The organism is Rhodococcus sp. OK519 (assembly GCF_003051005.1).
Taxonomy (GTDB): domain Bacteria; phylum Actinomycetota; class Actinomycetes; order Mycobacteriales; family Mycobacteriaceae; genus Prescottella.
Window position 1 is genome coordinate 482775 of record NZ_QAOW01000002.1, and the last position, 21849, is coordinate 504623.

30 protein-coding genes and 2 pseudogenes are annotated in these 21849 nt (G+C 63.6%); 6 read left to right on the forward strand and 26 right to left on the reverse strand.

Translation table 11 applies throughout. The annotated features are described in order from the left end of the window. Nucleotides 1-89 precede the first annotated feature (89 nt). The 20 genes and pseudogenes from C8K36_RS09635 to C8K36_RS24785 form a co-directional block, all read right to left on the reverse strand. Complete coding sequence (locus C8K36_RS09635) at nucleotides 90-458, reverse strand: hypothetical protein (RefSeq protein ID WP_107984231.1); 369 nt, start codon at nucleotides 456-458, stop codon at nucleotides 90-92. 181 nt (nucleotides 459-639) lie between these two features. Beyond that, nucleotides 640-1266 carry a hypothetical protein gene (locus tag C8K36_RS09640; RefSeq protein WP_107984232.1) on the reverse strand — a complete coding sequence of 209 codons (627 nt, stop codon included), beginning with the start codon at nucleotides 1264-1266 and terminating at the stop codon, nucleotides 640-642. Beyond that, a complete protein-coding gene (locus tag C8K36_RS09645; RefSeq protein ID WP_107984233.1) occupies nucleotides 1263-1448 on the reverse strand; it encodes a hypothetical protein in 186 nt (61 codons plus the stop codon). Before C8K36_RS09645 ends, C8K36_RS09640 begins: the two co-directional genes overlap by 4 nt. A gap of 590 nt (nucleotides 1449-2038) precedes the next feature. Further along, entirely contained in the window at nucleotides 2039-2239 is a 201-nt protein-coding gene (locus C8K36_RS25125) for a hypothetical protein (protein WP_258195360.1), read from the reverse strand. A 277-nt stretch (nucleotides 2240-2516) separates the two neighbouring features. After that, a pseudogene (locus C8K36_RS25130) lies at nucleotides 2517-2996 on the reverse strand (DNA cytosine methyltransferase); the annotation flags it as partial. 75 nt (nucleotides 2997-3071) lie between these two features. Beyond that, nucleotides 3072-3482, reverse strand: coding sequence for a hypothetical protein (locus tag C8K36_RS09655; RefSeq protein ID WP_107984235.1), 411 nt, complete (start codon nucleotides 3480-3482; stop codon nucleotides 3072-3074). A gap of 237 nt (nucleotides 3483-3719) precedes the next feature. Further along, nucleotides 3720-3872, reverse strand: coding sequence for a hypothetical protein (locus C8K36_RS24770; protein WP_181319485.1), 153 nt, complete (start codon nucleotides 3870-3872; stop codon nucleotides 3720-3722). Between the two features lie 94 nt (nucleotides 3873-3966). After that, nucleotides 3967-4359 (reverse strand): single-stranded DNA-binding protein, encoded by a 393-nt coding sequence (locus C8K36_RS09660; protein WP_107984236.1) that lies wholly within the window; start codon nucleotides 4357-4359, stop codon nucleotides 3967-3969. A 91-nt stretch (nucleotides 4360-4450) separates the two neighbouring features. Next, a complete protein-coding gene (locus C8K36_RS09665) occupies nucleotides 4451-5758 on the reverse strand; it encodes an AAA family ATPase (RefSeq protein ID WP_107984237.1) in 1308 nt (435 codons plus the stop codon). A 686-nt stretch (nucleotides 5759-6444) separates the two neighbouring features. Beyond that, nucleotides 6445-6846, reverse strand: coding sequence for an HNH endonuclease (locus tag C8K36_RS25415; protein WP_107984239.1), 402 nt, complete (start codon nucleotides 6844-6846; stop codon nucleotides 6445-6447). A gap of 576 nt (nucleotides 6847-7422) precedes the next feature. Continuing rightward, nucleotides 7423-7605, reverse strand: a pseudogene (locus C8K36_RS25420) (WhiB family transcriptional regulator); the annotation flags it as partial. A 410-nt stretch (nucleotides 7606-8015) separates the two neighbouring features. After that, nucleotides 8016-8402: a hypothetical protein gene (locus tag C8K36_RS09690; RefSeq protein WP_107984242.1), complete on the reverse strand. Its 387-nt coding sequence runs from the start codon at nucleotides 8400-8402 to the stop codon at nucleotides 8016-8018. Next, on the reverse strand, nucleotides 8399-8995 hold the full coding sequence (locus C8K36_RS09695) for an ERF family protein (RefSeq protein ID WP_181319487.1): 597 nt from the start codon (nucleotides 8993-8995) through the stop codon (nucleotides 8399-8401). The genes C8K36_RS09690 and C8K36_RS09695 overlap by 4 nt, the downstream gene beginning before the upstream one ends. A gap of 261 nt (nucleotides 8996-9256) precedes the next feature. Then, on the reverse strand, nucleotides 9257-10102 hold the full coding sequence (locus C8K36_RS09700; protein ID WP_107984244.1) for a hypothetical protein: 846 nt from the start codon (nucleotides 10100-10102) through the stop codon (nucleotides 9257-9259). Next, nucleotides 10099-10308 carry a hypothetical protein gene (locus C8K36_RS09705; RefSeq protein WP_107984245.1) on the reverse strand — a complete coding sequence of 70 codons (210 nt, stop codon included), beginning with the start codon at nucleotides 10306-10308 and terminating at the stop codon, nucleotides 10099-10101. The genes C8K36_RS09700 and C8K36_RS09705 overlap by 4 nt, the downstream gene beginning before the upstream one ends. Next, nucleotides 10305-10427 carry a hypothetical protein gene (locus C8K36_RS25135; protein ID WP_258195353.1) on the reverse strand — a complete coding sequence of 41 codons (123 nt, stop codon included), beginning with the start codon at nucleotides 10425-10427 and terminating at the stop codon, nucleotides 10305-10307. The genes C8K36_RS09705 and C8K36_RS25135 overlap by 4 nt, the downstream gene beginning before the upstream one ends. Before the next feature lies 1 nt (nucleotide 10428). Continuing rightward, the gene (locus C8K36_RS24775; RefSeq protein WP_181319488.1) at nucleotides 10429-10581 is read right to left on the reverse strand and encodes a hypothetical protein; all 153 of its coding nucleotides are present in this window, start codon (nucleotides 10579-10581) and stop codon (nucleotides 10429-10431) included. Nucleotides 10582-10592: 11 nt separating this feature from the next. Beyond that, nucleotides 10593-11234 (reverse strand): hypothetical protein, encoded by a 642-nt coding sequence (locus C8K36_RS09710; protein WP_219910001.1) that lies wholly within the window; start codon nucleotides 11232-11234, stop codon nucleotides 10593-10595. A 500-nt stretch (nucleotides 11235-11734) separates the two neighbouring features. Beyond that, complete coding sequence (locus C8K36_RS25425) at nucleotides 11735-11902, reverse strand: helix-turn-helix domain-containing protein (protein WP_181319489.1); 168 nt, start codon at nucleotides 11900-11902, stop codon at nucleotides 11735-11737. After that, nucleotides 11899-12090: a hypothetical protein gene (locus C8K36_RS24785; protein ID WP_181319490.1), complete on the reverse strand. Its 192-nt coding sequence runs from the start codon at nucleotides 12088-12090 to the stop codon at nucleotides 11899-11901. The genes C8K36_RS25425 and C8K36_RS24785 overlap by 4 nt, the downstream gene beginning before the upstream one ends. A gap of 183 nt (nucleotides 12091-12273) precedes the next feature. On the opposite strand from C8K36_RS24785, the gene C8K36_RS09720 reads away from it, so the two are divergent. The 3 genes from C8K36_RS09720 (at nucleotide 12274) to C8K36_RS09730 (ending at nucleotide 14422) form a co-directional block, all read left to right on the forward strand. Continuing rightward, nucleotides 12274-12804 carry a hypothetical protein gene (locus tag C8K36_RS09720; protein ID WP_107984248.1) on the forward strand — a complete coding sequence of 177 codons (531 nt, stop codon included), beginning with the start codon at nucleotides 12274-12276 and terminating at the stop codon, nucleotides 12802-12804. A gap of 73 nt (nucleotides 12805-12877) precedes the next feature. Next, nucleotides 12878-13303: an ImmA/IrrE family metallo-endopeptidase gene (locus tag C8K36_RS09725; protein ID WP_146176484.1), complete on the forward strand. Its 426-nt coding sequence runs from the start codon at nucleotides 12878-12880 to the stop codon at nucleotides 13301-13303. Further along, nucleotides 13304-14422: a tyrosine-type recombinase/integrase gene (locus C8K36_RS09730; RefSeq protein ID WP_107984250.1), complete on the forward strand. Its 1119-nt coding sequence runs from the start codon at nucleotides 13304-13306 to the stop codon at nucleotides 14420-14422. 298 nt (nucleotides 14423-14720) lie between these two features. On the opposite strand, the gene C8K36_RS25140 is transcribed toward C8K36_RS09730, so the two are convergent. The 4 genes from C8K36_RS25140 to C8K36_RS09750 all read right to left on the reverse strand — a co-directional run bounded on the left by C8K36_RS25140 (nucleotide 14721) and on the right by C8K36_RS09750 (nucleotide 17030). Continuing rightward, the gene (locus C8K36_RS25140) at nucleotides 14721-15632 is read right to left on the reverse strand and encodes an FAS1-like dehydratase domain-containing protein (protein WP_107984251.1); all 912 of its coding nucleotides are present in this window, start codon (nucleotides 15630-15632) and stop codon (nucleotides 14721-14723) included. A gap of 107 nt (nucleotides 15633-15739) precedes the next feature. Beyond that, nucleotides 15740-16216 carry a GyrI-like domain-containing protein gene (locus tag C8K36_RS09740; protein ID WP_146176485.1) on the reverse strand — a complete coding sequence of 159 codons (477 nt, stop codon included), beginning with the start codon at nucleotides 16214-16216 and terminating at the stop codon, nucleotides 15740-15742. 73 nt (nucleotides 16217-16289) lie between these two features. Continuing rightward, nucleotides 16290-16667: a hypothetical protein gene (locus C8K36_RS09745; RefSeq protein ID WP_107984253.1), complete on the reverse strand. Its 378-nt coding sequence runs from the start codon at nucleotides 16665-16667 to the stop codon at nucleotides 16290-16292. Nucleotides 16668-16769: 102 nt separating this feature from the next. Continuing rightward, nucleotides 16770-17030 (reverse strand): hypothetical protein, encoded by a 261-nt coding sequence (locus C8K36_RS09750; RefSeq protein WP_107984254.1) that lies wholly within the window; start codon nucleotides 17028-17030, stop codon nucleotides 16770-16772. Nucleotides 17031-17261: 231 nt separating this feature from the next. Between C8K36_RS09750 and C8K36_RS09755 the strand changes: the two genes are divergently transcribed. Beyond that, nucleotides 17262-17639 (forward strand): hypothetical protein, encoded by a 378-nt coding sequence (locus tag C8K36_RS09755; protein ID WP_107984255.1) that lies wholly within the window; start codon nucleotides 17262-17264, stop codon nucleotides 17637-17639. Nucleotides 17640-17651: 12 nt separating this feature from the next. On the opposite strand, the gene C8K36_RS09760 is transcribed toward C8K36_RS09755, so the two are convergent. After that, nucleotides 17652-18041, reverse strand: coding sequence for a hypothetical protein (locus C8K36_RS09760; RefSeq protein WP_107984256.1), 390 nt, complete (start codon nucleotides 18039-18041; stop codon nucleotides 17652-17654). Between the two features lie 271 nt (nucleotides 18042-18312). Here C8K36_RS09760 and C8K36_RS09765 point away from each other — a divergent pair, with 271 nt between their 5' ends. Beyond that, nucleotides 18313-18564: a MerR family transcriptional regulator gene (locus C8K36_RS09765; RefSeq protein WP_107984257.1), complete on the forward strand. Its 252-nt coding sequence runs from the start codon at nucleotides 18313-18315 to the stop codon at nucleotides 18562-18564. Between the two features lie 33 nt (nucleotides 18565-18597). On the opposite strand, the gene C8K36_RS09770 is transcribed toward C8K36_RS09765, so the two are convergent. Continuing rightward, complete coding sequence (locus C8K36_RS09770) at nucleotides 18598-20844, reverse strand: ATP-dependent DNA ligase (protein ID WP_107984258.1); 2247 nt, start codon at nucleotides 20842-20844, stop codon at nucleotides 18598-18600. Nucleotides 20845-20923: 79 nt separating this feature from the next. Here C8K36_RS09770 and C8K36_RS09775 point away from each other — a divergent pair, with 79 nt between their 5' ends. Continuing rightward, the gene (locus C8K36_RS09775) at nucleotides 20924-21835 is read left to right on the forward strand and encodes a transporter substrate-binding domain-containing protein (RefSeq protein ID WP_107984344.1); all 912 of its coding nucleotides are present in this window, start codon (nucleotides 20924-20926) and stop codon (nucleotides 21833-21835) included. The last annotated feature ends 14 nt before the right edge of the window (nucleotides 21836-21849 follow it).

Consider the following 21849-nt stretch of genomic DNA (forward strand, 5'->3'; position numbering starts at 1 on the left):
ATCGGAACTCGTCCAACACCGGCTGATTACGCCGCAACTCAGCGACGATCTTCTCGGCTCGGCGTGCGAGAAATCGATCTGCGGCGGGGCTACGAAGTCGCTTCACCGCGCTCACCGACCTCCGCCACACGAGCAGCAGCCGGGCTCTGCTCGATGATCGAACTCGCGATGATCCAGCGGAGGCGCTCGACGGGCACAGCCCCGAACTTGACCAGTGACGGCTCATCCTCGCCCCCGTCACGTTCGGCCTCGACCGGATTGTTCGCCAGCTCGAACAGCCGATCCGCCTCGACAATGAGGTAGCCGGCGTTGGTGAGTGCAGCCACCACATGCGCGGCGTGATCCTTCAGTAGTCCACCAACCCAATCGCAGCCAGTGCACTCCGGGTAGCGAGCCGCTTCATTCAGGTGAACCACACGCAACTGGTGCTCGGCGATGATCTGTTCCGCAGTGCTCATGCCACATCTCCTATCGCTCGAATCGTTGGGCAGGGCCACTGCTGCCAGTTGCCGTCGTCTTGGCCGCAGCCCATGCACACCTGAACGAGACGCGATGTGCGTGACCCGTAGTGCATGGCGTCGACTGGCTCATGAACGGCCCGCACGCGCTCGATAGCTGCCCGCAACTCCTGTTCCGCGCTCATGCCTTGTCTCCGTCCACACGCACAAACGGGGCGAGGGCGTCACGCAAGGCGCTATTCGAGCAGCCGCAGCCGTCGCCATCCGTGAAACACCATCCGCCGCGCTTGCGCCACCACTTGTTTCCTGACCCGTCCTGAACTTGCCCAACATCAGCAGGAATGTCATCAGCTGTCGGCCAGGGCTTCTCCGGTGTGCCATCCGGCCCGCTGCCCGGGATGCTGGCTGCGATCGCGTTGGCGACGGCGTCCATGGAGTACGCGTAGGGCTCAGTTTCCGAGCCGCTACCGTTGCAGTGATTGCATGGCAGAAGGTCCGTCCCGCCTTCGGGGAGTAGACGCCCATCAGCCGCAAGCTGGTCGAGGACAGCGCGGGCAGCCTTCCTGACTTGCAACTGACGCCAGCTCACAAGCTCATCCACCGTGGCTCGTTGCTCCGCCTGTGCGATAACTTCCGCCAGCTTCTCCGCTTCCTCGTCGCGGGAAGACTCAGCCTCCAAACGGGCAGCCTGCTTGTCGCACCACACAGCCGAGAACGCGGTGTGTGAGCCCAACCAGTCGCGAGCCTCGTCCGTTCGTAGCACCTTCGCTGCGGTGCGGTACTCGTCCGCCGTGATCGTGTCGGTCATCGGGTCTCCTTGTCGGGGTTGGTGATGCCGCGGGCAGGCCAACCCCACGGGTCAGGGTTGTCGGTGCGGGCTTCGAGCGCCCAGGACGGGAACGTGGCTGCCGGCGTCTCACGTTCACGCCAGCCTTTGCAGCCGTAGTCGTGGCGGTGATCCCAGGTTCCGCAGTCGCAGGCCGGTCTCATGTCTCCTCCAGTGGCTCCCCGAACCCCGCCATCCGCAACAACTCAATCCCCGCCTCCAACGGCATCACAAACAACCGCAACGGAGGCTTCCCCGGACGTGTTCGCTTCGACGTGATGAACCCAACATCCGCACCCGACAGTCGAATCTGCGACTCGAGCTGCTCCAACCAGCCCGACCAATCAGGCGTGCGCACATTTTTGACTTGGCAGATTGCGCCAGGAGCGAGCCCTACAGCCACATCCAAGTGAATATCCCCGGTGTCCTCTGCTCGTCCGGCACGAGTCCGTTCAGCGTGCGGGAAACCATGGTCTCGTAGTGTTTTGAGGACTTGGCGTTCTTCTTCCATGCCTTTCCGATGATTCGCGTTAGGCAACAGTGGCCTCCTTCATGGCAAGTAGATGATTGAGCGCAGCGACCGCTTGTTGCGGGCACACGCCGTTACCGATCGCCTTCAACTGGTCTGCGCGGGAGATCCCCGGCACTGCGGTCACATGACCGGCAGGGAGGCCCATCATCCACTCAGCGAATGCTGCAGAGAGACGCGGTCGGCCGTTCCTGTTCGACTCAGTCGGGGCAGGCGCAGGCCGAGTCAGACGCTCCCAACGTCGAACAGCGGGAGCGTAGGCGCCCCAGTCAATCCCAGCACTGCATCCACGAGCTGCTGCGTGTGGCCCTTCCGCTTGTCCGGGTGCTGGCCGCCGCCAGTCGCATCCGACGCCTTCGGGCTCGGTAGCACCTTCCCGCCCGACCCGAGGAGGTCGTTCTCCACGATGATCGACAGATCCGTCACTTGCGTCCGCCCCGGCTTCTTCCGTAGATGCGCCTCCGGGCTGTTCCCAGACGGTTGAGCAACCGGTGTCGGAAGCACTGTCACCGCGTCGGTCAGAGTCGTCCCACCGTGATGCTGCGATCCCGGCTGCCGAGTAGCGGTCGCGTTCCGGGCACCCTTCGCGTCCGTTGTCACCGGGGTAGGCAGGAAGTCGAGCACCACGCCGGGCAGTAGCTTCTCGTTCGACCTGCTGCCGCCCCGTCTCTCGTTCGTCCCGGTCGCGTTCCCGGTCGTCGGCGTCGGCAGGAGTGACGAGGATGAAGAGCCGTTCGCGGTGATGGGGTGCGCCGACGCCGGAAGCTCGAAGGCTCGTCCATCGGACATGCATCCCGTCTTCGGCCAGGTCTCCGAGAACTCGATCGAACCCCAGAGACCGGTGGCCGGCCACATTCTCCAGGACTGTGTATCGGGGTCGTAGGACGCGAATTGCTTCCCGGACGTACGGCCAGAGGTGTCGTTCATCGTTGGTGCCCTTTCGCTTTCCGGCAGCACTGAATGGCTGGCAGGGGTAGCCGCCGGTGAGGATGTCGACGGGCGGGACGGTGGCCCAGTCGACTTCGGTGACGTCGTGGAGGTTCGGCACGCCAGGCCAGTGATGCTCGAGGATCGCAGACGGTGCGGCCTCGTACTCGCAGTGCCAGGCGACGACACCGTGGAACGCCTCGAGCGCGGCTAGGTCCAGGCCGCCGTATCCGGAGAACAAGGAGCCAACTCGCATCAAGCCTCCAGTCTTGTTTTCACTCTGTCTAGTTGTGGGCCTTGTCGGGGGCAGTGGTGTACTGCCCCCTGTCGGCTAGTTGGCGCGAACGAACGGCCCGTAGGCGCGATTCATCTGGTCAGCACCGAAGGGGCTCGGCCTTCCCGAAGCCACGTAGATGCGGACACCGTCGCGGTTGACGTAGCGGTCATCCTCGTTGTCCAGGTACTCGACGCCTCCCGGTACGTCCTGCCAGCGATCCCACTTGTCAGGCTCACCCTTCAACGCCTGCTCGATCACTGCCAGCTTCTCTGCAGCCTCGACAGCTTCGCGTTTGAAGTGGTCGCGGTCATGCTCCGCTGAATCCAACTGTGAAGTGAGTTGGGACACTGATGCTTCGAGGGTTTCGTTGCGCGCCTTGAGACGGTTGATTTCGGCGGTCTGGTCGTCGCGGTATTGGCCGGCGATCGTGCGTGTCTGTGCGGGTGTGAGTTCGAGTGTCGCCACTACTGCTCCTCGGGTTCTGCGGTTGTCACGAGCTGGCACACGAACCAGCCTGTGTGGGTGTGATGCCACTTCCCTGTGTCTTGGTGGATGGGTTGGTGGCAGTGTCGGCAGGTCATTGGGTGACTGCGGTTTCGTCGAGGCTGTTCAGCTGTTCGTAGTTCCAGGGGTCGTCGGGTAGTCCGCGGCAGTGCCAGCATTCGCGGGGTAGCAGATCGGAACGCACACAACGCCCATCAGTCACTTGGCCTCCACATGCACGGGGTCGCCTACAGGCAGCCCGTTCTCTTCGATCAGGTACCAGTTGAAGTCCCAGCCGACTTCCCACACGGATCCGTTGCTGTCGGTGTGCCGCTGCCCCGACTTGGCCGGCTCAGCCGTTGGCTTGGTCACTGCTGTCTCCCCCTGTTGCAGATGGTGTTGAGGATCGGGGCGGGCAGCAGGATGGTCATAAGCCAGCCTGCTGCCACACCCGTGTAGAGCTTGGTCACAGCACGTCGTGGTTGGATGCCGGGTTCTTCCCCCACGAGTTCCCGCCCTTGTCCCGCTTCGGGATCGGCGCAGACACCGTCCGCACAGTCGCCTCAACCGACTGCCCCTTCGACCCGTCATTCCGCTCGTACTCACGGATATTCAGCTCGCCCGACAGTTCGATCTCCGTCTTCGCCTGGAACTTCTCGGTGATGAACTCCGCGAGGTCACCCCATGCGGTGCAGCGGATGACGGCGCTCTTGTCGGGTTCCCATTCGCCGGTCTGCTCGTTCTTCTTGTTCTTGTTGAAGGCGACGGGGAAGTTGGCTACGAACTGTCCGCTGGGGAGTGCCTTGGTTTCGATGTCGGCGATGATGAAGCCTTTGCCGCTGATGGTGGCGAGCGCCATGTGTGTCTCTTCTCTGTTGTGTTGTCAAAGATCGCCCGTAAGGAGGGCTAAACCGTTCTGTGAGCCACGAACTTGGCTCGCCGGTACTCGGCTAGTGGTAGTCGTCCATCGTCGCCAAATAATCCGGATCAGGAATCCACGGCAACGTATGACCCATCTGCAACTTTTCCGGCCACGCCCGCTCCTCACGAGCACCACGCCACGCCACAACATCCACAATCTCCGCACGTGGTTTCCCCGGATCCTCCTTCGCACGCCGTAGACCGAAACCGAACTCAGGCCACCGCCGCCACAGCGACGATCCGATCGGCCGCATCACCCGATTGCCCTGCATGTCAGTGCCATTACCGGCATGGGCCTCTGTGAGTAGCGCGAAGCCGTAACGCTCGCGCAGTCCGTCGATCACCCACGCAACCTCACGCGCCGACATCTCCTCAGACGGATCCCGATGATGCAGCTTGTACAACGGGCCAAGGACAACCAGATCCGGCGCAGTCGCAGAGATCGAATGCTCCAACCACGAAATATCCTTGCCCGACAGCAAATCGATCCCGGCAGGTCGTGTGTCGATGCACATCTGCTCGTTCCAATCCACCGGAACAAACCCGTGCTGCTCACGCACAGACTTGACGCGGTCGATCACCCACCTGTACCGCCGGCGGGACTGATCGGCAGAGTTCTCGCAGTCGATCACCAGGACACGCACTGAGTGGCTGCCGTCGCCCATGACGTTGCCGCCGAACGGGTGAACACCACCAGCCATGCACGCCGCCAACTGGGTGACGAGAGTGGTCTTGCCGCCGCCCTCAGCGCCCGTCACGACAGTCCGATCCATGCGCTCGAGAAGCCCCGGAACAAGCCACTGCCGTTCGGCTGTGTCGGCTGCGAGGAAGTCGTGCATCCGTTGCGGTAGCGGGGTTTCCTTGTCGGCCGCTGTCTCATCTGCGGCATCACATGCGGCACGCAATCTCGCTGTTGTCGCCCGAACTTCGGCAGCACCATCATCATCCGATAGCGATTGCAGCCGCCTAGACTCGACAGAGAGCGCCGAAACCAGCTTCCGCCTACCCGAGAGTTCCCGAAGCCTCCCAGCGATCTGAGAAGCCGACTCCGGACGCCACGCCATCTGAGTCAGCCCGAAGATCTTCGCCGCATCCCAATACCGGGTGAGCCCTTGCGCCTGCACCTGACCGAACACAGTCACCGCATCCACCGACTGCTTCGTGCGGAGCATCTTCCCCACCACCGCAGCGAGTTCCTTGTGCTGCGGCCTGTACCAGTCGTCCGGGCCGATCGTCAGGAACGCCTGCCCCGCCTTATCGGGGAACAGGATCGCTAGCCCGAGGGCGGCTTGCTCGGTGACTTCATCCCACGCGATCTGTGTGAGTTCATCCGTCAATCCACATCACTCCTCCCACAACCTCCCCGGAGCCTTCTGGGCAACGGGTTGCTCGTCAGCCCAACACTCACCGTTCAACCAAGTCGCAGCGTTCTTCGTGAACCGCTGATCCCTCGACGGGGAATCCCGGTACGCCTCAGCCCCGGCAATCAACACCTGAACATCACCCACAGCCGTCAACGCCTTGGCGAATGCGGTCCGTGCGTGGCCCTTGTCAGCCTTCTTCGGATACGCCTGCCAGAACGCCTCAAACTCGACTGTGTCGGCAGGCTTCTTCGCGTGTTCTTTTACTCTTTTAGGTAGGGAAGGGTAGGGGGCACCGTTAGTAATGGCGTTAGTAACGCCACCTGTAACACCCTCTGTAACAACGTTACTGGCGCCTGCCCGATGCCTCCGAACACGCTCCCTGGTAGCGTCCCGCGCCGCCGTGACCTGCGCTTTCGACTTCTGGTAGTGATCCCAATCCCGAAACACGAAGTCGCCGTCCTGGCCATCAGGTTGATCCCAAAGCCCCACTTCTACAAGACGGTTCGCGTCTCTTGTTCGGCCTCCCAATGGCTTAACCATGGCTCGCGGAAGGCTCCCATCGGTGAGATGTGCCGCGCACCACGACCCCGCCCGCACCCACAAACCCATCGCCGAATTCCCCGCACTCACCGCCTTCGGGTGCATCGCCAAATGGTCATCTATGAAGAACCAGGGCAACTCATCCAACCCCCTTCGTCGTCTAGTAGCACCCACACACCACGCCGCAGGATCGGTGCCTCTGACGGCCCCTGAGACCGGCGTACAAGGTGCCCGTTGCCTTCCGCCTGCACCCGCTTCGACTCCACCCGCACATGACACCCGGCGCAGATGTGGATCAGGTTCGCCGGCATGTTGATCGCCGGATCTCTGCTGCCGCCCATACCCCGCGGCGTCCTGTGATGGATCTGCTGGGCTTCAGCAACACCACAGATCTCACACCCACCACCCGCCCGATCAACGACCTGCTGCGCTACCTGCCTGCTCGGTCCCGTACTTCTTCCCACCCAACTCCCCGTTCCTGTACGCAGCCGTCCAACAAGGCCGACAACGACCACGCCCATTCTTCAAAACACCAACCGACTCAGGCTCGCTACGGAACCGCATCGCACACCCACAACCAACACACCGCTTGACACCATCCGGCTTCCGTTTCATCGACGGCTTGGCCTCCGCAAGGACCCGCCACGTGAAGCTCTGCGATCGACCGATCTGCACGGATATCGACCAAACCTTCACGCCCTGCTCCCGCAGTTCGACGGCCCGCGCCTTGGCTTGGTCACGGGTGAGATCCGGTGGAGGGTTGGTTGCGAGTTCCTTGCTGGCGTTGGCTCGCCATTGCTTGCGGTAGCAGAGTGCGCACCGGTAGCTGTTGTGGCGTTCAACCATGCCGGGGATGCGTCCTTGCGGATCGGATCGCCGGCGGTACATGTCCCTGCCGCAGATGGTGCAGGTACCTGCGAATGCCGATTTGACGCCTGGGCTGGCTACTTGGAGTAGTTGTTCGAGTGCGTTCATGTGGGGACTCCTGCCCGGACCACCCCCGTGACGGTGATGTCGTAGCCGGGTTCAACTAGTTCGCGTTCCCCGTCCGCGTTGAGGCGGTAGACGGGTGGCATGCGGATGGGTTTGATGGCGTCTGCCGCGCACTTTTGGATAACGGGGCATCCGTGGCAGAGGGTTTGGGCTTCTTCAGCTTCGAGGCCGGGCGTGAGGGTCTCGGTGTCCCAGCGTTTCGCGTCATCGGTGTAGCAGGTTCCTTGTGTCCACCAGGGCTTCACGTAGCAGCCGCCTTGGGCATCCAGTAGTTTTCGCGCAAGCACTCAGGAACTGTCATGTCCGGGGAGCCCCACTGTTCACGGAACCCTGATTCCGGGTGCGACCTGTGCGATCCAGAGTGTCCGGCAAGCCGGAAGCACACAGGCCTACCCTCGTCGCTGATTCGTGGTCCGCGCGACCAGCAGAACTCAGGGGCGGGCGGGTTCAACAGTTCGTCTGCGGTGTGGTTGTCGCCTACCTGCCGGCACACCTCAGCCGCCACCAACCGCGAATCAGGCTCAGACATCAACCCACCGCCCAACCTTCGTAACGCACTCAACCTCACGGACAACAACCGTGTGCTGCCACAGCGCGTTGATCTCGCGGTACCTTTCAGCCTCTGCCCGTGTATCGAAGTTAAGACTGCAGCTTCCGCCGTGCAGAAGCCCGAACCGCTGCTTGATCACGCGGCTACTCATCGCGCCCCCAACTGCATCTCAGCCCGCAAATTCGCCGAACGCGTCTGCAACGCATCCTTCTCCCGCGACCACTGCTGCACCCGATCCTGCAAATACTTGAACGCAGCATCCGCAACCTCAACACCCTCACGAGCACTCTCGGTCGCCTGCACCACCTGCGCATCACGAACATCCTTCGCGCCACCAGCAGCCGCCACACGAGCAGCAGCCTCCTCACGCCGCAAACGAGCACGCGCCACAGTCAACGCATCGCGCGCCCCCTCCAACATCTTCGGGGCACGCTGAAAGCACTGCTCCAACTCCAACAGTCGCGCATTCACATACGCTGGCGTGGTTGGGTCTAGTTGGTCCGCGAGGGACACATCCCGCACATCATCCGTCACTGCTGATCCACCCACTTCCTCATCGCCCCAACAGCCTTCTCATCCGAAGACAACGAAATCCGCCCCGACCCATTCACAAACGCCCACTGCTCAGACACCGCAGCCATATCCAGCCCCTTCGCAGCAATCGCAGCAGCCAACTCGCCAGCACCCGCACACGCCGCCGGCGCCACACCACGCTCCACATACTCCGAATCCGGATCCGGATCATCAGTCGGCAAATGCAACACCTGCAGGAGCGCAGTCCGGTAGGCAACCGACATCGCCTTCGACGTGCCCTTGTCCGCACTATCAGCGGCCTCGGCAGCCACCCTCGCAGTGACAGAGTCGCCGTCCGGCCCGTGAAACACGTAGTCCACGAGCACCTTCACCCAAGCCTGACGGTTACCCCGCGAGGTCGAGAACTCGTCGTAGGTCACGTCCTGCACATGAGGCAGCGCGACAATCCCACGAGCGGAGAACGCTGAGTGGGTGGAGTTGACGACCTGATCGATTCCTCTGAACGAGAAGCCCTGTTGTTGGTTCTTCTGGTCTTTCTTGACTGCGCCGACTTCCTTGGAAACCTCGGACAGCAGTTGCACGATGCTAGTCATCGCCCTCCTCCAGATCGCCCGCAGTAGCGACCAAAGCGGTGTCCAACGCATCCCGCAGAAGTCGCATCTCCTCCCGCGACATCTGCCACCGACTCGGATCCTCCACAAACCGGCGGTCCACGAGCGTGATACCAGTCAGTCTGCGCTGGACAACAGTCTGAAGATCATCACTGAGCGTGGCCTCACGGGATGCCAGCACCTCGAACCGCTTCCTGCCGCCACCGCCAACCGTCTGCGACCTACTTGCCTTCGGGCCTGAAATCACGCCAACACCTCCAACTTCCCCACCTTGCGAGCCTCACGAACCTCAACCGCCAACCGCGCCAACCGCAAACCAGCCACCAAATCCAACTCATAAACCGTGCAACGAGGCCGCCCAGTCCTGATCGGCGCATGAACCAACAAACCCACCGACGAATCCAAATCCGCATGCAACGGCTGCCGCACCCCCGACACCTGGTCATAACGCACCGAATTCGCATACACAGCGACCTGCGTCATCACCTTCAACGGATACTGGTTATCCGACTTCCCGGACTTGATGTCCCCCACCACCACCCGACCATCAGGCAGCCGGTACAGGCGATCCAGCGACCCGGCAGCCTTCAGCTCGTCACACACCACGAACGGCTCGCAGTCGATCACCTCAAGCGACTCCGTAGCCACCTGGTACGCCTTCAACCAAGGCACCATCTCCGCCGGCGCAAACTCCACCGACCCGCCCTGATCCAATACCTCAGTGAACTCATGGAAGCTAGTTCCCAGACCGGACGCCTCATCGCTACCAGCCCGCTTCTGCGCAGCCTCCACAACCGGCTTCAACTGACGCTTAGCCTCAGGCACAGACCACGGATCACCATGCTTCTGCACAAGCGACGCCACCTGCGCAAACAGGCTCCGATCCTTCACCACACCGACAGCAGCATTCGCAGACGACCAGTCGATCAGACCAGACTTGTCGTCGAGAATCCCTGCGAGCGTTGACACCCGCGTGTATCCGACCGCGTTCGTCGGCGTCTTCCTCTTGCCGTCGTAGTGGAGAGGCTGCCCGTCTGTCGTAACCCAGGGCTGCCCCCAGTGGTTACGGACGATTGTGTGGTCTGTCATCCGATCACCTCCGTGAACGGCGCATACTGCTGATTCTCGAACTCCACCAGCTTCGCGTTCAAGAATCCCCGACCGCCCACTACCGGATGCCCATCCTTGTCCAGCGCCTTCACCCCTGCCGGGATCTCCTGCACCTGCCACCAAACTCGCGGAACCTGCCGATCCTCAACAGGATTACCGCCCGCGCACATCACGAAACCCTTCACCGATCCACCCCCACTCCCCCGAACACCAACACGAGGGCCAGGAACGCCACCGTCGCGACCAACACCGCCAACGCGCCCGCCACCTGCATGCGCTTCGCAAACGGCGACTTCAACAGCAACTCAAAGCTCCACATGGCCACCCCCAAACGCCAGCAGCGCACCCGACTTCTCCACCAGCGCATTCACATCCAGTGCGAGACCGACCGGCTGATCCTTGATTCCCGGATGCCGCCAACCGTCCGCCAGCAGGATCTTGTCTGCTTCTGCAACCATCTCCGCACGCGTCACTTCTTCGCCCCCATCAGCTCGACCAGCTTCGCCACACCAGCAACCGTCACCCGCACAACCGCATCCCGACCCGGAGACGACTTCTTCACCACCACCAAGTAATCCGCGGCACCTTCACGCGGATTGTTGAACCCATCCGTCCAGCAGACACCCGTGTTCAGGTACTGCTTCAGGCGGCGGAGTCCGGTGTTGATGCCCTCGCTGTGGAGGATCGTGACGACCTGCTCCAGCCTGTACGGCGCTGCGGCGGATCCCAGTTCGTTCCGCTCACCACCGGCATAGGCGAACGGGCCCCAATGCTGTATGTCGCTGAAGTCGATCGGCACGTGCCCAGCTGCGATCGGCGGGCTGCCATCGGCGTAACCCGTGAACGTCCACCCCTGCGGGCACTTCTGCCACCTGTCGCCGCCATCATCCGTGTACAGCCCGAACCTGGAAGGCTCCACCGGCTCCACCGGCACCAGATCGATCGGCGAATCCACATCCGCCACAACACCCTCAACCAACCGCAACGACGGCACACACTCAACAGCCGGCACCTCAACCGCATCAAACCTGGTAGTCCGCTGCCCACACAGGGCATGCTCGATCCGCTCCAACGACCCACGAATCGCCCTGATATCCTCAACCACCGACATACTTCTCCCATCCGAGAACAGTCACGGCCCAAGCAGTGCGCCAACACTCTTGGGCCACCAACAACTTGCGTGCCCCGTGCCGCTACGACGCGGCCACCACACAAACTGGCGGGGCTACTCCAACAAGTCGATGCCGTTACCTCAGCCCTCAAAGCTGGTGTAGGACACATCAAGTCCCGTAGTTCGCATCAACACATGCAGCCCCAAAACCCCAACCAGCGAACCCTGCAACCACCACCCAGGCAGACAAGACACATCCCAGTTCAGGCAGCCACGACAAACCCACAAGTCAGGCACTGCACGTAAAACCCACGCTGTGAAATTCTCAAAGAAGCACGCAGACAACGAGCCACCACCCAAACGAGGGCGTGCACCACAGAGCTGCCAAACGAAGACCCGCCAGAAGTGACGGAAGAACACACCCAACTAGGGGTGTCGTGTCCCGGTACGGAATCGAACCGCGCCCCAAGGGGCACCATGCGGGACCAACTAGCTGGCGATCACTCGCCCCTCAACCACCTCTCCAAATCCGCCTCCCGAATCCGCCACGCACCCTGCGGCGCCGTCCGCTGAAACCCCGTCAACTCCCCGCAACGCAGAGCCAGAAGAATCGTGTTCCGATGCCGACGCGCATGCTCCGCAGCCTCAGTAGTCGTCAGCCACCTCATGCCGCCACCTTCAAGTAGCGGTCCTCCACGATCACGGCCCGATCCATCCGAACCCCCAACCGTGTCTGCAACCCCGCCAAGAACTCGATCGGCGGACGATCCCCCCGCCACATCCGTGTCACCATGGCCGGCGACACACCCAGCAGGATCGCGAGTGCGGCCTGGTTCTTCACTTTCCCCTTCCTCATCGCTTCCTCCACCACCTCTATGTTCAGCCTTGCTGTGGCTGGTCCGGTTGCTGGCATGCATCAACATTGACGCACTAGGCATGTGAATGTCAACGATGTGATTACGCGTGTTGATGACACCCGATGCAGAAATGCAGGTCACAGGTATTGCCATGTTTCAAATCTGACGATAAAGTCTGAGGCATGACCGATCTGATTGCGTACATCGTGAAGCAGCTAGGCCGCAACGTTCGCCAGGAAGAAGTAGCCACAGTGCTAGACCTGAGCCGCGCCAGCATCACCCGACGCATCCGAGAAGGCTTCACCATCGAGGAAGTCCTCACCGTCCTCGACCACTACGGACTCTCCCGCACCGCCGGCCTCATCGACCTCGGCATCCTCGACCAGCAAGACGTCCTCGACGCGCTCGGTTCAGGTGGGCGACTAGTCGACATGAGTACCGACTACGAACTGGCACGAGAGTTAGCGATGCGCGCCAACCCGGAGCTTGCGGCAGTTGAGCTGCATGTGGAGGAGCAGCGGCGCGAACTACCCGGAGTGCCACAGATTCGGGATGCACTGGTTGTCAGACTCGAACGCAAGAATGCGGAGACGAAGCCGTGGGAAGACGCGCCCACCTACGACCCGAACGAAGAAGTTGACTTCACCACGTACGACGCAGCGAGCCACGGCGAGAAGCAGCAGATCGAGGATCCGCGGGGCGACTACTCGTAACTGAATGTCACGGCGACACGCCGACGATTGAACAAACAGTCAATCGGAAGTGAGGGGGGACACAATCACGACCATGACCGCCAGCTACAACCCGTGGCGCGACGCACGCGACCGCTACCCGGACTACCTGATCAACTTCAAACGCGAGCTACCACCGGGGATGCGGGGGTGCATCAAAGGCAAAACGATCTACGTCTGCCGCACCCTCACACAGGAGGCGAGACGCTTCACCCTCGTCCACGAGGTGTGCCACCTCGACACCGGGATCCTCCACACAGGAGACCCACGCGTCGAGCTGATGATCGACCGCATGGCGGCACGCAGACTCATCACCCCAGACGAATTCGTGGACGCGCTCGCCTGGTCCCGCAGATCGAACCACGAGTGCGCAGACGAACTAGGGGTAGACGGCTACGCCCTCAAAGTTTGGGTGCAGTCACTGAACAAGGATGAACGCCGGTACATCACTTCACGGCTACGACGCAGAGGGGAACCGTAGATGGCATGGGCTGAGAAGCTTCCGTCCGGAAAGTATCGCGCCTCATATCGGAACGCCGAAGGGAAGATCCGGTCAGCCGGCACCTTCCCCCGCGAGTCCGACGCGAAACGGGCAGCGAACAAGAAGGAAGCGGAGGAACGGGAGAACCCGAGTAAGAAGTTGGATCCGATCACGTGGGGTGATTGGGAGCCGCGTTGGTCGAATGCGCGGGGCGTGCAGCCTGGCACGAAGAAGGCTGATGAACCGAAGCTGCGGAAGCATCTGCGCCCGAAGTGGTCCGGCTGGAATCTAGCGGATATTACGTCACATGACGTTCAGGAGTGGGTGTCTGGAATGGTCGCGCCGACCGATGCCGGCGGATTGGGGCTCGCGCCGAACACTGCTATCAAGTGTTTCATGCTGCTGTCGAACTCGTTGAAGGCGGCGGTGAAAGCCGACAAGCTCGCATCGAATCCGTGCACTGGCGTGGATTTGCCTAAGCCTGGGCCGATGCCCGAACGATTCCTGACAGATCCAGAGTTGGCTGCGATCCGGAATGCGCTGACGGTTGATGACAAGATGCTGTTCGACATCTTCATCGGCACGGGCGCGAGACTGGGCGAGGGTTTAGCGGTCCACTGGGAATCGATCGACCTCGACAGGAAGACCATCCGTGTTGAGTGGTCGTGGGACCGGGAGATGCGATCGTTCAAGCCTCCAAAGGATTCCCAGATTCGGGACATTCCGATTGGGGCGTCCCTCGCGAAGAGGTTGGGCGAGTGGAAGCAGCAGCATCCCACTGGCCACCCCGCGCCCGTCGAGTATCGGGGTTCACGTAAGCCTCGCACCGGTTTGGTTGTCGGGCAGATGGATGGCAGGCCGTTGGATGATGCGGGGTTCCGTGCACGCTGGCAGGCTGCTGTGCGAATCGCCTACGTGGGGTCGGGGAAGAACCGCCGGCATGTTGGGGCCGCTCGTATCCACGATCTGAGGCACACGTACGCATCGCGTCTTGTCCGGGCTGGTGTGCCGATCCAGGAAGTGTCGCGGCTGCTCGGGCATAAGGATCTGTCTACGACGCAGCGGTATGCGCACCTGGCGGATTCGCAGTGGGATCAGGTGCGGAAGGCGTTGGGGTGATCGTGGAGCAGGCGACATGGAGCGTGGAGCAGCACGTGGAGCACACTCGTGCTCTGGTTCAGTTTGGTTGTGTGCGGTCGGATGCATGCCGAAACCTGAACGTGCAGATCAGGTACAGGGGTTCTGTGCATGATTGTGCGGTCCGCTCGCATCTGCTATGGCAGCCTAAGTAGGCTCTCCTAAAGCCGGTGTCGCAGGTTCGAATCCTGCCGAGGGCACACTTGCCGAGACACGATCGTGAAGGATTCCTCCCGGTACGCGTCGGGAGTCCTTCACGATCACGAATCATCCGAGTGGACTAGTCGACCTGCACCGTGGCGACACCGCTGAACACCTGCGCGCCATGCTGATTCCTGGTCACGATTGCGAGTTCCGCGACGGTCCCGCCGCCCTCGCCGTCGCGCAGTCCGGTGATCTCGACGCGGGCGGTGAGGGTGTCCCCCGGCCATACCTGCAGGATGATGCGGCCACCGAACGACAGGACGCTCGCGTGTCCGAACCGGTCGGTGATCGCCGTCCCGGTCATGCCCATCGTGAGCATGCCGTGCGCGAAGACGCCCGGATGACCGTGCAGGCGGGCGTAGACGTCGTCGCTGTGAAGCGGATGAAAGTCGCCCGACGCGCCCGCGTACATGACAATCTGGGCACGCGTCAGCCCCTCGGACAGCACGACACTCCAGGCACTCCCGACCGCGAGATCGATTGCTGCCGAATCCTCTTCGGCGACAATCGAATCCGCGGACACCGGCGACGGCGCCTCGGCGTCGGGGTTGCGCTCGACCAACGCCGACACCCAGCGCGCGGTCGCGACCAGGACGTCGTCGGAATCCCGGTAGTCCGTGAGGCTCTCACTGAACGTCATGGTGCCCACGCGGCGCCCGCTCCTCTCCCACGTGGCACCGGGTCGCGAGTCGGCGGTCAGGACATCGCCGGCGCGCACCGGCCGGTGAAAGGTGAAGTGCTGCTCCATGTGGAAGCCGGACTTCTGCTCGCCGGCCTGGCGTGAGCCGAGCCAGGCCACCCCCGGACGCGGTCGGCGCGAGTAGGTGGGGTCGAAATGGTCCGCCGCCATCAGGAACGTCGGCGGTGCGACGAGCGCGTCGGGACCCGTCGAAGCGAGCCGCCCGACATCTTCGAACGCTGGGTCGAGGTCACCGACCGCCCGCGCGAACTGCATGAGATGAGAACCGTGAACAACGAAACCGAACATGCCACCAGCTTTCAGCGTGAGAGAACGATTCTGTCTTGGCGTTCCGTCAACGTCGCACACCGCCGGAGCGGGCCGCGTAGGGGGACTCGATCAGTGGGATTCGCGACTCACACCCGGGTGACGGGTTGCTGCAGCTCAGTGACCCGATCGGCGGGATCGTCGGCGTAGACGACAGAGCGTTCGCGGGCCGGGCCGTCGGCACGGTAGCCGTTGGACTCGATCCAGGCATCCAGCGAGTGCCACGCGGGCAGCACGTCGTCCATCGATCCGCGGTACTCGAGCGTCGCGGCGCGAGGAACACTCGGCAGGTGGAGGACCGCGAAGTCTGTGTCCGTTCGAACCCCGTCCGCGACAGGCATCGCCGCATGGACGACGACCTGCCCGCCGATCGGGGTGCGCTCGTAGTAGGCCACCGCGAGTCCCGCCGGCTCGATCCCGTCGCGCTCCAGTCGGACCACCAGTTCATCGAAGAGCGGGCGCACGACGGGACCGATGTGAACCGGATCGAATCCTGCTGCCGTCGAGGTCAACTCCGCCACGCGCATGCCCGGGATCGCTTCGATCATGATCTTGCCGTTCGCCATGAGGCAGTCCTCTCGGATGCGGACCTCGATCACGAGGCGTTCTTCGAGTCTGCTCGGGGAACACCCCTCGGTGTCAAGGCATCGGATCCGAGGCCTCGAGGACCACCGGGTCGAACGCCTCGTCACAGGCGGCCGCGACGAACGCTTCGTGCGCAAGCTCCGCCTCCTCCTCCGTTGCGTACCAACGGTGTTCGAGCGTGGCGTGGTCACGATCGAACACCGCCGCTTCGAAGATCAACGGGGGGCCCGGCTTGCCGTCGGGGTTGAAATCGAGGCCGATCCACACCGTCGAGATGTCTCGGATCCAGTCCAGGTCAGCCATGTCGAGGACGGTGGTCGAACCGATTCGGTCGTAGCCCGGCTGCGCGAGCAGTTTCTCGGCCTCCTCGGGCGGGATGGGGCGTCCGGCCCGGTCGTACCACTGCCGACCCGCGTCCACACGATCCGTCATCGCCCACCTCCATCGTCCGACACCGGCGCAGTGCGCGCCCCGACTCCCTCGGAAGATACCGGGCGGTGACGAATCCCGTGCCATCCGAACGCTTTCACGACCTCATGCCGCCTCGAGGCAGTACTCGACGACGACGCGCGGAGACGTCGTCGGACGCGCTGCGACACGGCGGTCGGACACCACGACAACACCAGCGACCGCGAACAGCAGGCCGATCACCCCCACCGCCACCGACCCGAAGAAGGCCAATCCGAATGCGGCGAGTCCCACGACGAATCCCCCCAGGACCAGGGCGCCGGATCTCGGATGGTCGAGCAGCGAATCTTCCTGCAACCTCTGGTCCGAACTCGACATCTGGTTCATCAACTCTCCACCGCAATTCATGCTGTCAGGGACCGGACCGCTCAAGCGGACGATCATTAATCTATGCCGTATGGTATAGATTTACTAAGCGAATTGCAGAAGACAAGGTGCGCGTCACCGGATAGGAAACCCCCCGGGAGTCAGATCACCACCACGAGGGTCCGGGACATCGCTTCCGAGATCCGCGAACCGCCACGCAAGGTTCGGCGGCCCGAGAGAGAGACGAGTGGCATGGCACGTAAGCACGAGTACTTCACAGACCTGTACACCGACGCCCTGATCGGCTTCGCCGCGTTCACCCACCTGCCGGCATCCGTCGTACGGACAGGATCCGGTTACGCGATCCGGGCCGACGCCGGGTTCGGACGCATCCTCCTCGCCACGAACAGCGAGCAGGGATTGGCGGACACGCGGACCGACCTCGATACCTGGACCGTTCAGGTCCTGCAGAGCTCGCCTGCCGGGGCGGACCTGATCGCGACGGAAACCGACCGCGACCTGGTGACGGCGTACGGCCGCGCGGTAGAGCGTCTCGAACTCGAGGGGTCGTGGTCACCGGTCGAGGTGGCACTGGACCGTCCGGTGACGGTCGTGGAAGGTGCCGCCTGACGGCGCGGGGGTTCAGGCCTCGAGGGCCACGCCCGCGGGCACCTTCGCGAGTTCGCCGAATTTGGCGTCGGAATCGATCCAGTTGACCGAGTGGCGCAAGATATGAAGAGCCTGGTCAAAGGCGTCCGCGAGCCATTCGTGCTCGGCCTGCGCAAGCAGTGCGTCCGCAGCGTCACCGTCGACCTGCTGAAAGAAGGCCACATGCCACGCCTCGACGGCATCGACATCAGTGGTCAGCCCGTCTCCGGCGTTGGTCGCCAGAACGTAGCGGTTGAACTCGAAATCGACGCGGATCGCGTACCGGCCGACGATGTTGACGATATTGGCAGGACGGTGGGTAGCCGCCGCGAGAGCGGTCAGGGCGTCGTTGTAACGATAGGCAAGTTCCTGTGTGCGGGGCATTCGCCCTCATCTCTGGTTTGAAGTGGCCACCGCAGAACCCGCGATGGCGGCCGGCGCACCGGGGTCGAATTGATTCGCCCATTTCGAGTCGCCCATCCGATCGTAACGGCAGCGACGACTGTTTCGCCGAGTCACGAGGAAGCATGACGCGAGGAGAGGAGGTTACCTGTGTATCGGTGACACAGGTTTCGACCACAGGATCCCGCAAACCCGAACGCTGCGATCGGCGTCCAACGCACGATGCGCAGCACTGTACGAAGCGGAGGAGTCGATGAGCACCCGCACCCCCGACCTGACCGAAGTCGGCCCGCAGACCCTGCATCTGTATGAGCGCCGCGGCCTGTTGGCCCCCAACCGGAACGGCCGCGGCGCCCGCCGATTCAGCCGGGGCGACCGCGAGCGGCTTCGCCGCATCTCCGAACTTGTGGAACTCGGCGTGAACCTCACCGGGATTCGCGAGATTCTCGCACTCGAAGACGAACGCTCCACACTGCGCACAGCGATCGAGCAGCTCACGGAGTAGCCCTCCGGTCCGAGCGCCCGCCGCTCCCCCGGTTCACGAGTCCTCGAGCCGAACTTCGGCCGCGGACTTGTCGTCCCGTAATCCGCGCCACGCCGGGTGCCGTAGTCGCCCGGCGTCGGTGCGCTCCCGATATCGAACCTCGCCGACGACGCTCGGTGTCACCCAGACGGTGTCGCCGTCGACATCGGGGACCTCCCCGTCGAACGGACTGGATGCGCGTTCGAGCGGGGCCAGCATCTGGGTCAGTCGTTCGAGTTCCTTCTCGCTGAATCCCGTTCCGACCCTCCCGATGTAGCGCAGGCCCGCCGTTTCGGGGATACCGAGCAGCAGGGAGCCGAGCCCTCTGCCGCGAGTGCCACGGCCCCGCCGCCAACCACCGATCACCACCTCCTGGGTGAGCCAGTTCTTCGTCTTGATCCACGCCGAACCACGCTTGCCCGGGAGGTAGATCGAATCGCGACGTTTCGCGACGACCCCCTCGAGGTCCTTGCTCTGTTCGAGCACCTCCGCCACGCTGCCCGACAGTTGCGGCGGCACGTCGAGTCCATCGGTGGCCGACGCCAGCGCGTCGAGGATGCGACGGCGGTCGTCGTAACGCTTGCGTAGCAGCGAGACCCCGTCGAGGTACAGCACGTCGAACGCCCAGAACTGCGGTGTGCCCCCGGCCTGCAGTGCGGGAAAGCTGGTCCGGCCCCGTCCGTCGAGGCTCACCACCTCGCCGTCGAGCACGACGGCATGACCGTCCAGGGTCGCCTCGAGCGACTGCAACGCCGGATAGCGATCGGTGACGTCGTTTCCCGAGCGACTCCGCAATTTCACTGTCGCACCGTCGAATTCGACGATCAACCGGATGCCGTCCCACTTACCCTCGAACGCCCACCGGTCGGGGTCCAGTCCGTCGAGCGTGCCGGCAGTGGCGAGCATCGGGGAAAGTCCGCGAGGAAGAACGGAGGAGCCGCCGTCGTCCTTCATCAGGTGCATCAGCCACTGGTCGCCCTCGGTGCGGATGAGTGCGTACCGCCCGTCCACACGACTTCCGAACAGTCGCACGATCACCTCGTCATCGCGCCACTTCTCCAGCTCGTACGTCCCCGCGTCCCAGATCGAGACCGTCCCACCGCCGTACTCCCCCTGGGGAATGCTGCCGGCGAAACTCGCGTACTCGAGCGGATGGTCCTCGGTGTGGACGGCCAGTCGATTCTCCTTCGGTGTCGTGGGCAGCCCCCGAGGCACCGCCCACGACACCATCACGCCGTCCCGCTCGAGCCGGAAGTCGTAGTGCAGACGCCGGGCGTGATGCTCCTGGATCACGAACGAATTACCCTCGCCGCCTTCGTCTGCGGTCTGCGGGATCGGTTCCGGCGTGCGGGCGGCGTCGCGCTTGCGGCGGTACTCGGTGAGGGCGTCCACCGGCGGATCGAGACCGGCAATCAGATCCCCGTCCCGCCGGAATCGTTCGAGAACCTCGCCGAACCGCAGGTGCCGCAGCCCCGGATCCTCGAGTTCGTCCCAGGTCCGCGGCGCCGCTACCGTCGGCTCGGCGCGGCCGCGCATGGAGTACGGCGCGATGGTGGTCTTGGCCGGATTGTTCTGGCTCCAGTCCACGAAGACCCGACCGGCCCGCACCGACTTCGACATCGTCGCGGTCACCAGATCCGGGTGCAGTTGCTCCAGGCTGGTCGCCACCTTCCTCGCAACCGTCGACGCCCCGCCCGGCGCCAACGTTCGGTCGAGTGGAACGTAGACGTGAATTCCCTTGCTGCCGCTCGTGACCGGATACGCCGTCCAGCCCAGCGTCGCCACCAGATCCCGAACCCCGGCGGCCACCCGTGCGCACTCGGGAAGGCCCACACCGTCACCAGGGTCGAGGTCGAATACCAATCTCGTCGCGGGCCCGGGTTCTCCGTCGACGAACTGCCACTGCGGAACGTGGACCTCGAGCGCGGCCTGCTGTCCCATCCACACCAGGGCGGCAGCGGAATCGACGACCGGGTAGAGCACCGTGCGGTCCTTGTGATGGACGGCGTGCCGCGTGAGCCAGTCCGGCGCGGACGCGGCGAGATTCTTCTCGAAGAAGGACGGTTCGTCCACCCCGTTGGGCCAGCGCTTGCGGGTCACCGGACGATCCACGACGTGTGGCAGCATCGCGGGGGCGATCGCGTCGTAGTAGTCGATCACCTCGCCCTTCGTGATGGCGGGGCTGGTCCCGGTGGCCGGATAGAGCACCTTGTCGAGACGGCTCACCGCCACGCGTCGGCCGTCGATGGTGCGCGTCGGCATCGGCCACCTCCCTTCGCCAATACGCACATTGTGCGCCCGGGAACACCCGTTCTTGTCGCGTTCCGGGCGCGCGGGCAAGATGGCAGCGGTGTTCACCCCTCGACGACGCCTCGCGGTACTCGCCCTGATCTGCCTTGCTGCGACTCCCGCGGCAGCCTGCACGATCTCGGATCCGGCCGGGGCCTCGGACACCCAGGCGGCGTCCTCCGGCACGGCGGACACCGCGGCGTCAGCCGGTGACTGCGGTCCGGGCGGCGGGCTCACCTGGGCCCCCGGTGTTCTCACGATCGCGACCGACGACCCCGCGTACGCGCCCTGGATCATAGACAACGACCCGGCCAACGGTATGGGTTACGAGGGTGCGGTGGCGCGCGCGGTATCCGAGCGTCTGGGCTATGCGCCCGATCAGGTCCGCTTCACTCGAGTCGGCTTCGAGGACGCCCTCGCTCCGGGGCCGAAGAACTTCGACCTCGACATCAACCAGTTCACGATCGTCGGCGACCGGCGCGACAGCGTCGACTTCTCCGCGCCGTACTACGCGGTGGCGCAATCCGTGGTCGCGCTGTCGACCAATCCCGCCGCGCAGGCGCGCTCCCTCGCGGATCTGACGGGACTGCGCCTGGGCGCCCAGCAACACTCGACGAGTCTGGCCGCGATCGAGGGCACCATCCGTCCGGGGCACACACCGATGGCGTTCGGCACCACCGACGCCGCGAAGGCGGCGCTACAGTCGGGCGCCGTCGACGCGATCGTCGTGGACCTGCCCACCGGATTTCACATCGTCGGCGAGCAGATCCCGGGCAGCGTCATCGTCGGGCAGTTCCCCCGCCCCAACGACGTCACCGAGTTCTACGGCGCGGTTCTCGAGAAGGACAGTCCGCTCACCGGGTGCGTCTCCGCCGCACTGGACGGCCTGTACGACGACGGCACCCTCGACACCATGATCGCGCGATGGCTCACCGACAGTGCCGGAGCGCAGGTGCTGCAGTAACGCGCGCTCCGGGC

Excerpts from the sequence above, each read along its gene's own strand:
- C8K36_RS09635 (WP_107984231.1), bottom strand. The coding sequence starts at position 458 with ATGAGCACTGCGGAACAGATCATCGCCGAGCACCAGTTGCGTGTGGTT.
- C8K36_RS09640 (WP_107984232.1), bottom strand. The coding sequence starts at position 1,266 with ATGACCGACACGATCACGGCGGACGAGTACCGCACCGCAGCGAAGGTG.
- C8K36_RS09645 (WP_107984233.1), bottom strand. The coding sequence starts at position 1,448 with ATGAGACCGGCCTGCGACTGCGGAACCTGGGATCACCGCCACGACTAC.
- C8K36_RS09660 (WP_107984236.1), bottom strand. The coding sequence starts at position 4,359 with ATGGCGCTCGCCACCATCAGCGGCAAAGGCTTCATCATCGCCGACATC.
- C8K36_RS25415 (WP_107984239.1), bottom strand. The coding sequence starts at position 6,846 with ATGGGCGTGGTCGTTGTCGGCCTTGTTGGACGGCTGCGTACAGGAACG.
- C8K36_RS09695 (WP_181319487.1), bottom strand. The coding sequence starts at position 8,995 with ATGACTAGCATCGTGCAACTGCTGTCCGAGGTTTCCAAGGAAGTCGGC.
- C8K36_RS09700 (WP_107984244.1), bottom strand. The coding sequence starts at position 10,102 with ATGACAGACCACACAATCGTCCGTAACCACTGGGGGCAGCCCTGGGTT.
- C8K36_RS24775 (WP_181319488.1), bottom strand. The coding sequence starts at position 10,581 with ATGGTTGCAGAAGCAGACAAGATCCTGCTGGCGGACGGTTGGCGGCAT.
- C8K36_RS09710 (WP_219910001.1), bottom strand. The coding sequence starts at position 11,234 with ATGTCGGTGGTTGAGGATATCAGGGCGATTCGTGGGTCGTTGGAGCGG.
- C8K36_RS25425 (WP_181319489.1), bottom strand. The coding sequence starts at position 11,902 with ATGAGGTGGCTGACGACTACTGAGGCTGCGGAGCATGCGCGTCGGCAT.
- C8K36_RS24785 (WP_181319490.1), bottom strand. The coding sequence starts at position 12,090 with ATGAGGAAGGGGAAAGTGAAGAACCAGGCCGCACTCGCGATCCTGCTG.
- C8K36_RS09720 (WP_107984248.1), top strand. The coding sequence starts at position 12,274 with ATGACCGATCTGATTGCGTACATCGTGAAGCAGCTAGGCCGCAACGTT.
- C8K36_RS09725 (WP_146176484.1), top strand. The coding sequence starts at position 12,878 with ATGACCGCCAGCTACAACCCGTGGCGCGACGCACGCGACCGCTACCCG.
- C8K36_RS09730 (WP_107984250.1), top strand. The coding sequence starts at position 13,304 with ATGGCATGGGCTGAGAAGCTTCCGTCCGGAAAGTATCGCGCCTCATAT.
- C8K36_RS25140 (WP_107984251.1), bottom strand. The coding sequence starts at position 15,632 with ATGTTCGGTTTCGTTGTTCACGGTTCTCATCTCATGCAGTTCGCGCGG.
- C8K36_RS09740 (WP_146176485.1), bottom strand. The coding sequence starts at position 16,216 with ATGGCGAACGGCAAGATCATGATCGAAGCGATCCCGGGCATGCGCGTG.
- C8K36_RS09745 (WP_107984253.1), bottom strand. The coding sequence starts at position 16,667 with ATGACGGATCGTGTGGACGCGGGTCGGCAGTGGTACGACCGGGCCGGA.
- C8K36_RS09750 (WP_107984254.1), bottom strand. The coding sequence starts at position 17,030 with ATGAACCAGATGTCGAGTTCGGACCAGAGGTTGCAGGAAGATTCGCTG.
- C8K36_RS09755 (WP_107984255.1), top strand. The coding sequence starts at position 17,262 with ATGGCACGTAAGCACGAGTACTTCACAGACCTGTACACCGACGCCCTG.
- C8K36_RS09760 (WP_107984256.1), bottom strand. The coding sequence starts at position 18,041 with ATGCCCCGCACACAGGAACTTGCCTATCGTTACAACGACGCCCTGACC.
- C8K36_RS09765 (WP_107984257.1), top strand. The coding sequence starts at position 18,313 with ATGAGCACCCGCACCCCCGACCTGACCGAAGTCGGCCCGCAGACCCTG.
- C8K36_RS09770 (WP_107984258.1), bottom strand. The coding sequence starts at position 20,844 with ATGCCGACGCGCACCATCGACGGCCGACGCGTGGCGGTGAGCCGTCTC.
- C8K36_RS09775 (WP_107984344.1), top strand. The coding sequence starts at position 20,924 with ATGGCAGCGGTGTTCACCCCTCGACGACGCCTCGCGGTACTCGCCCTG.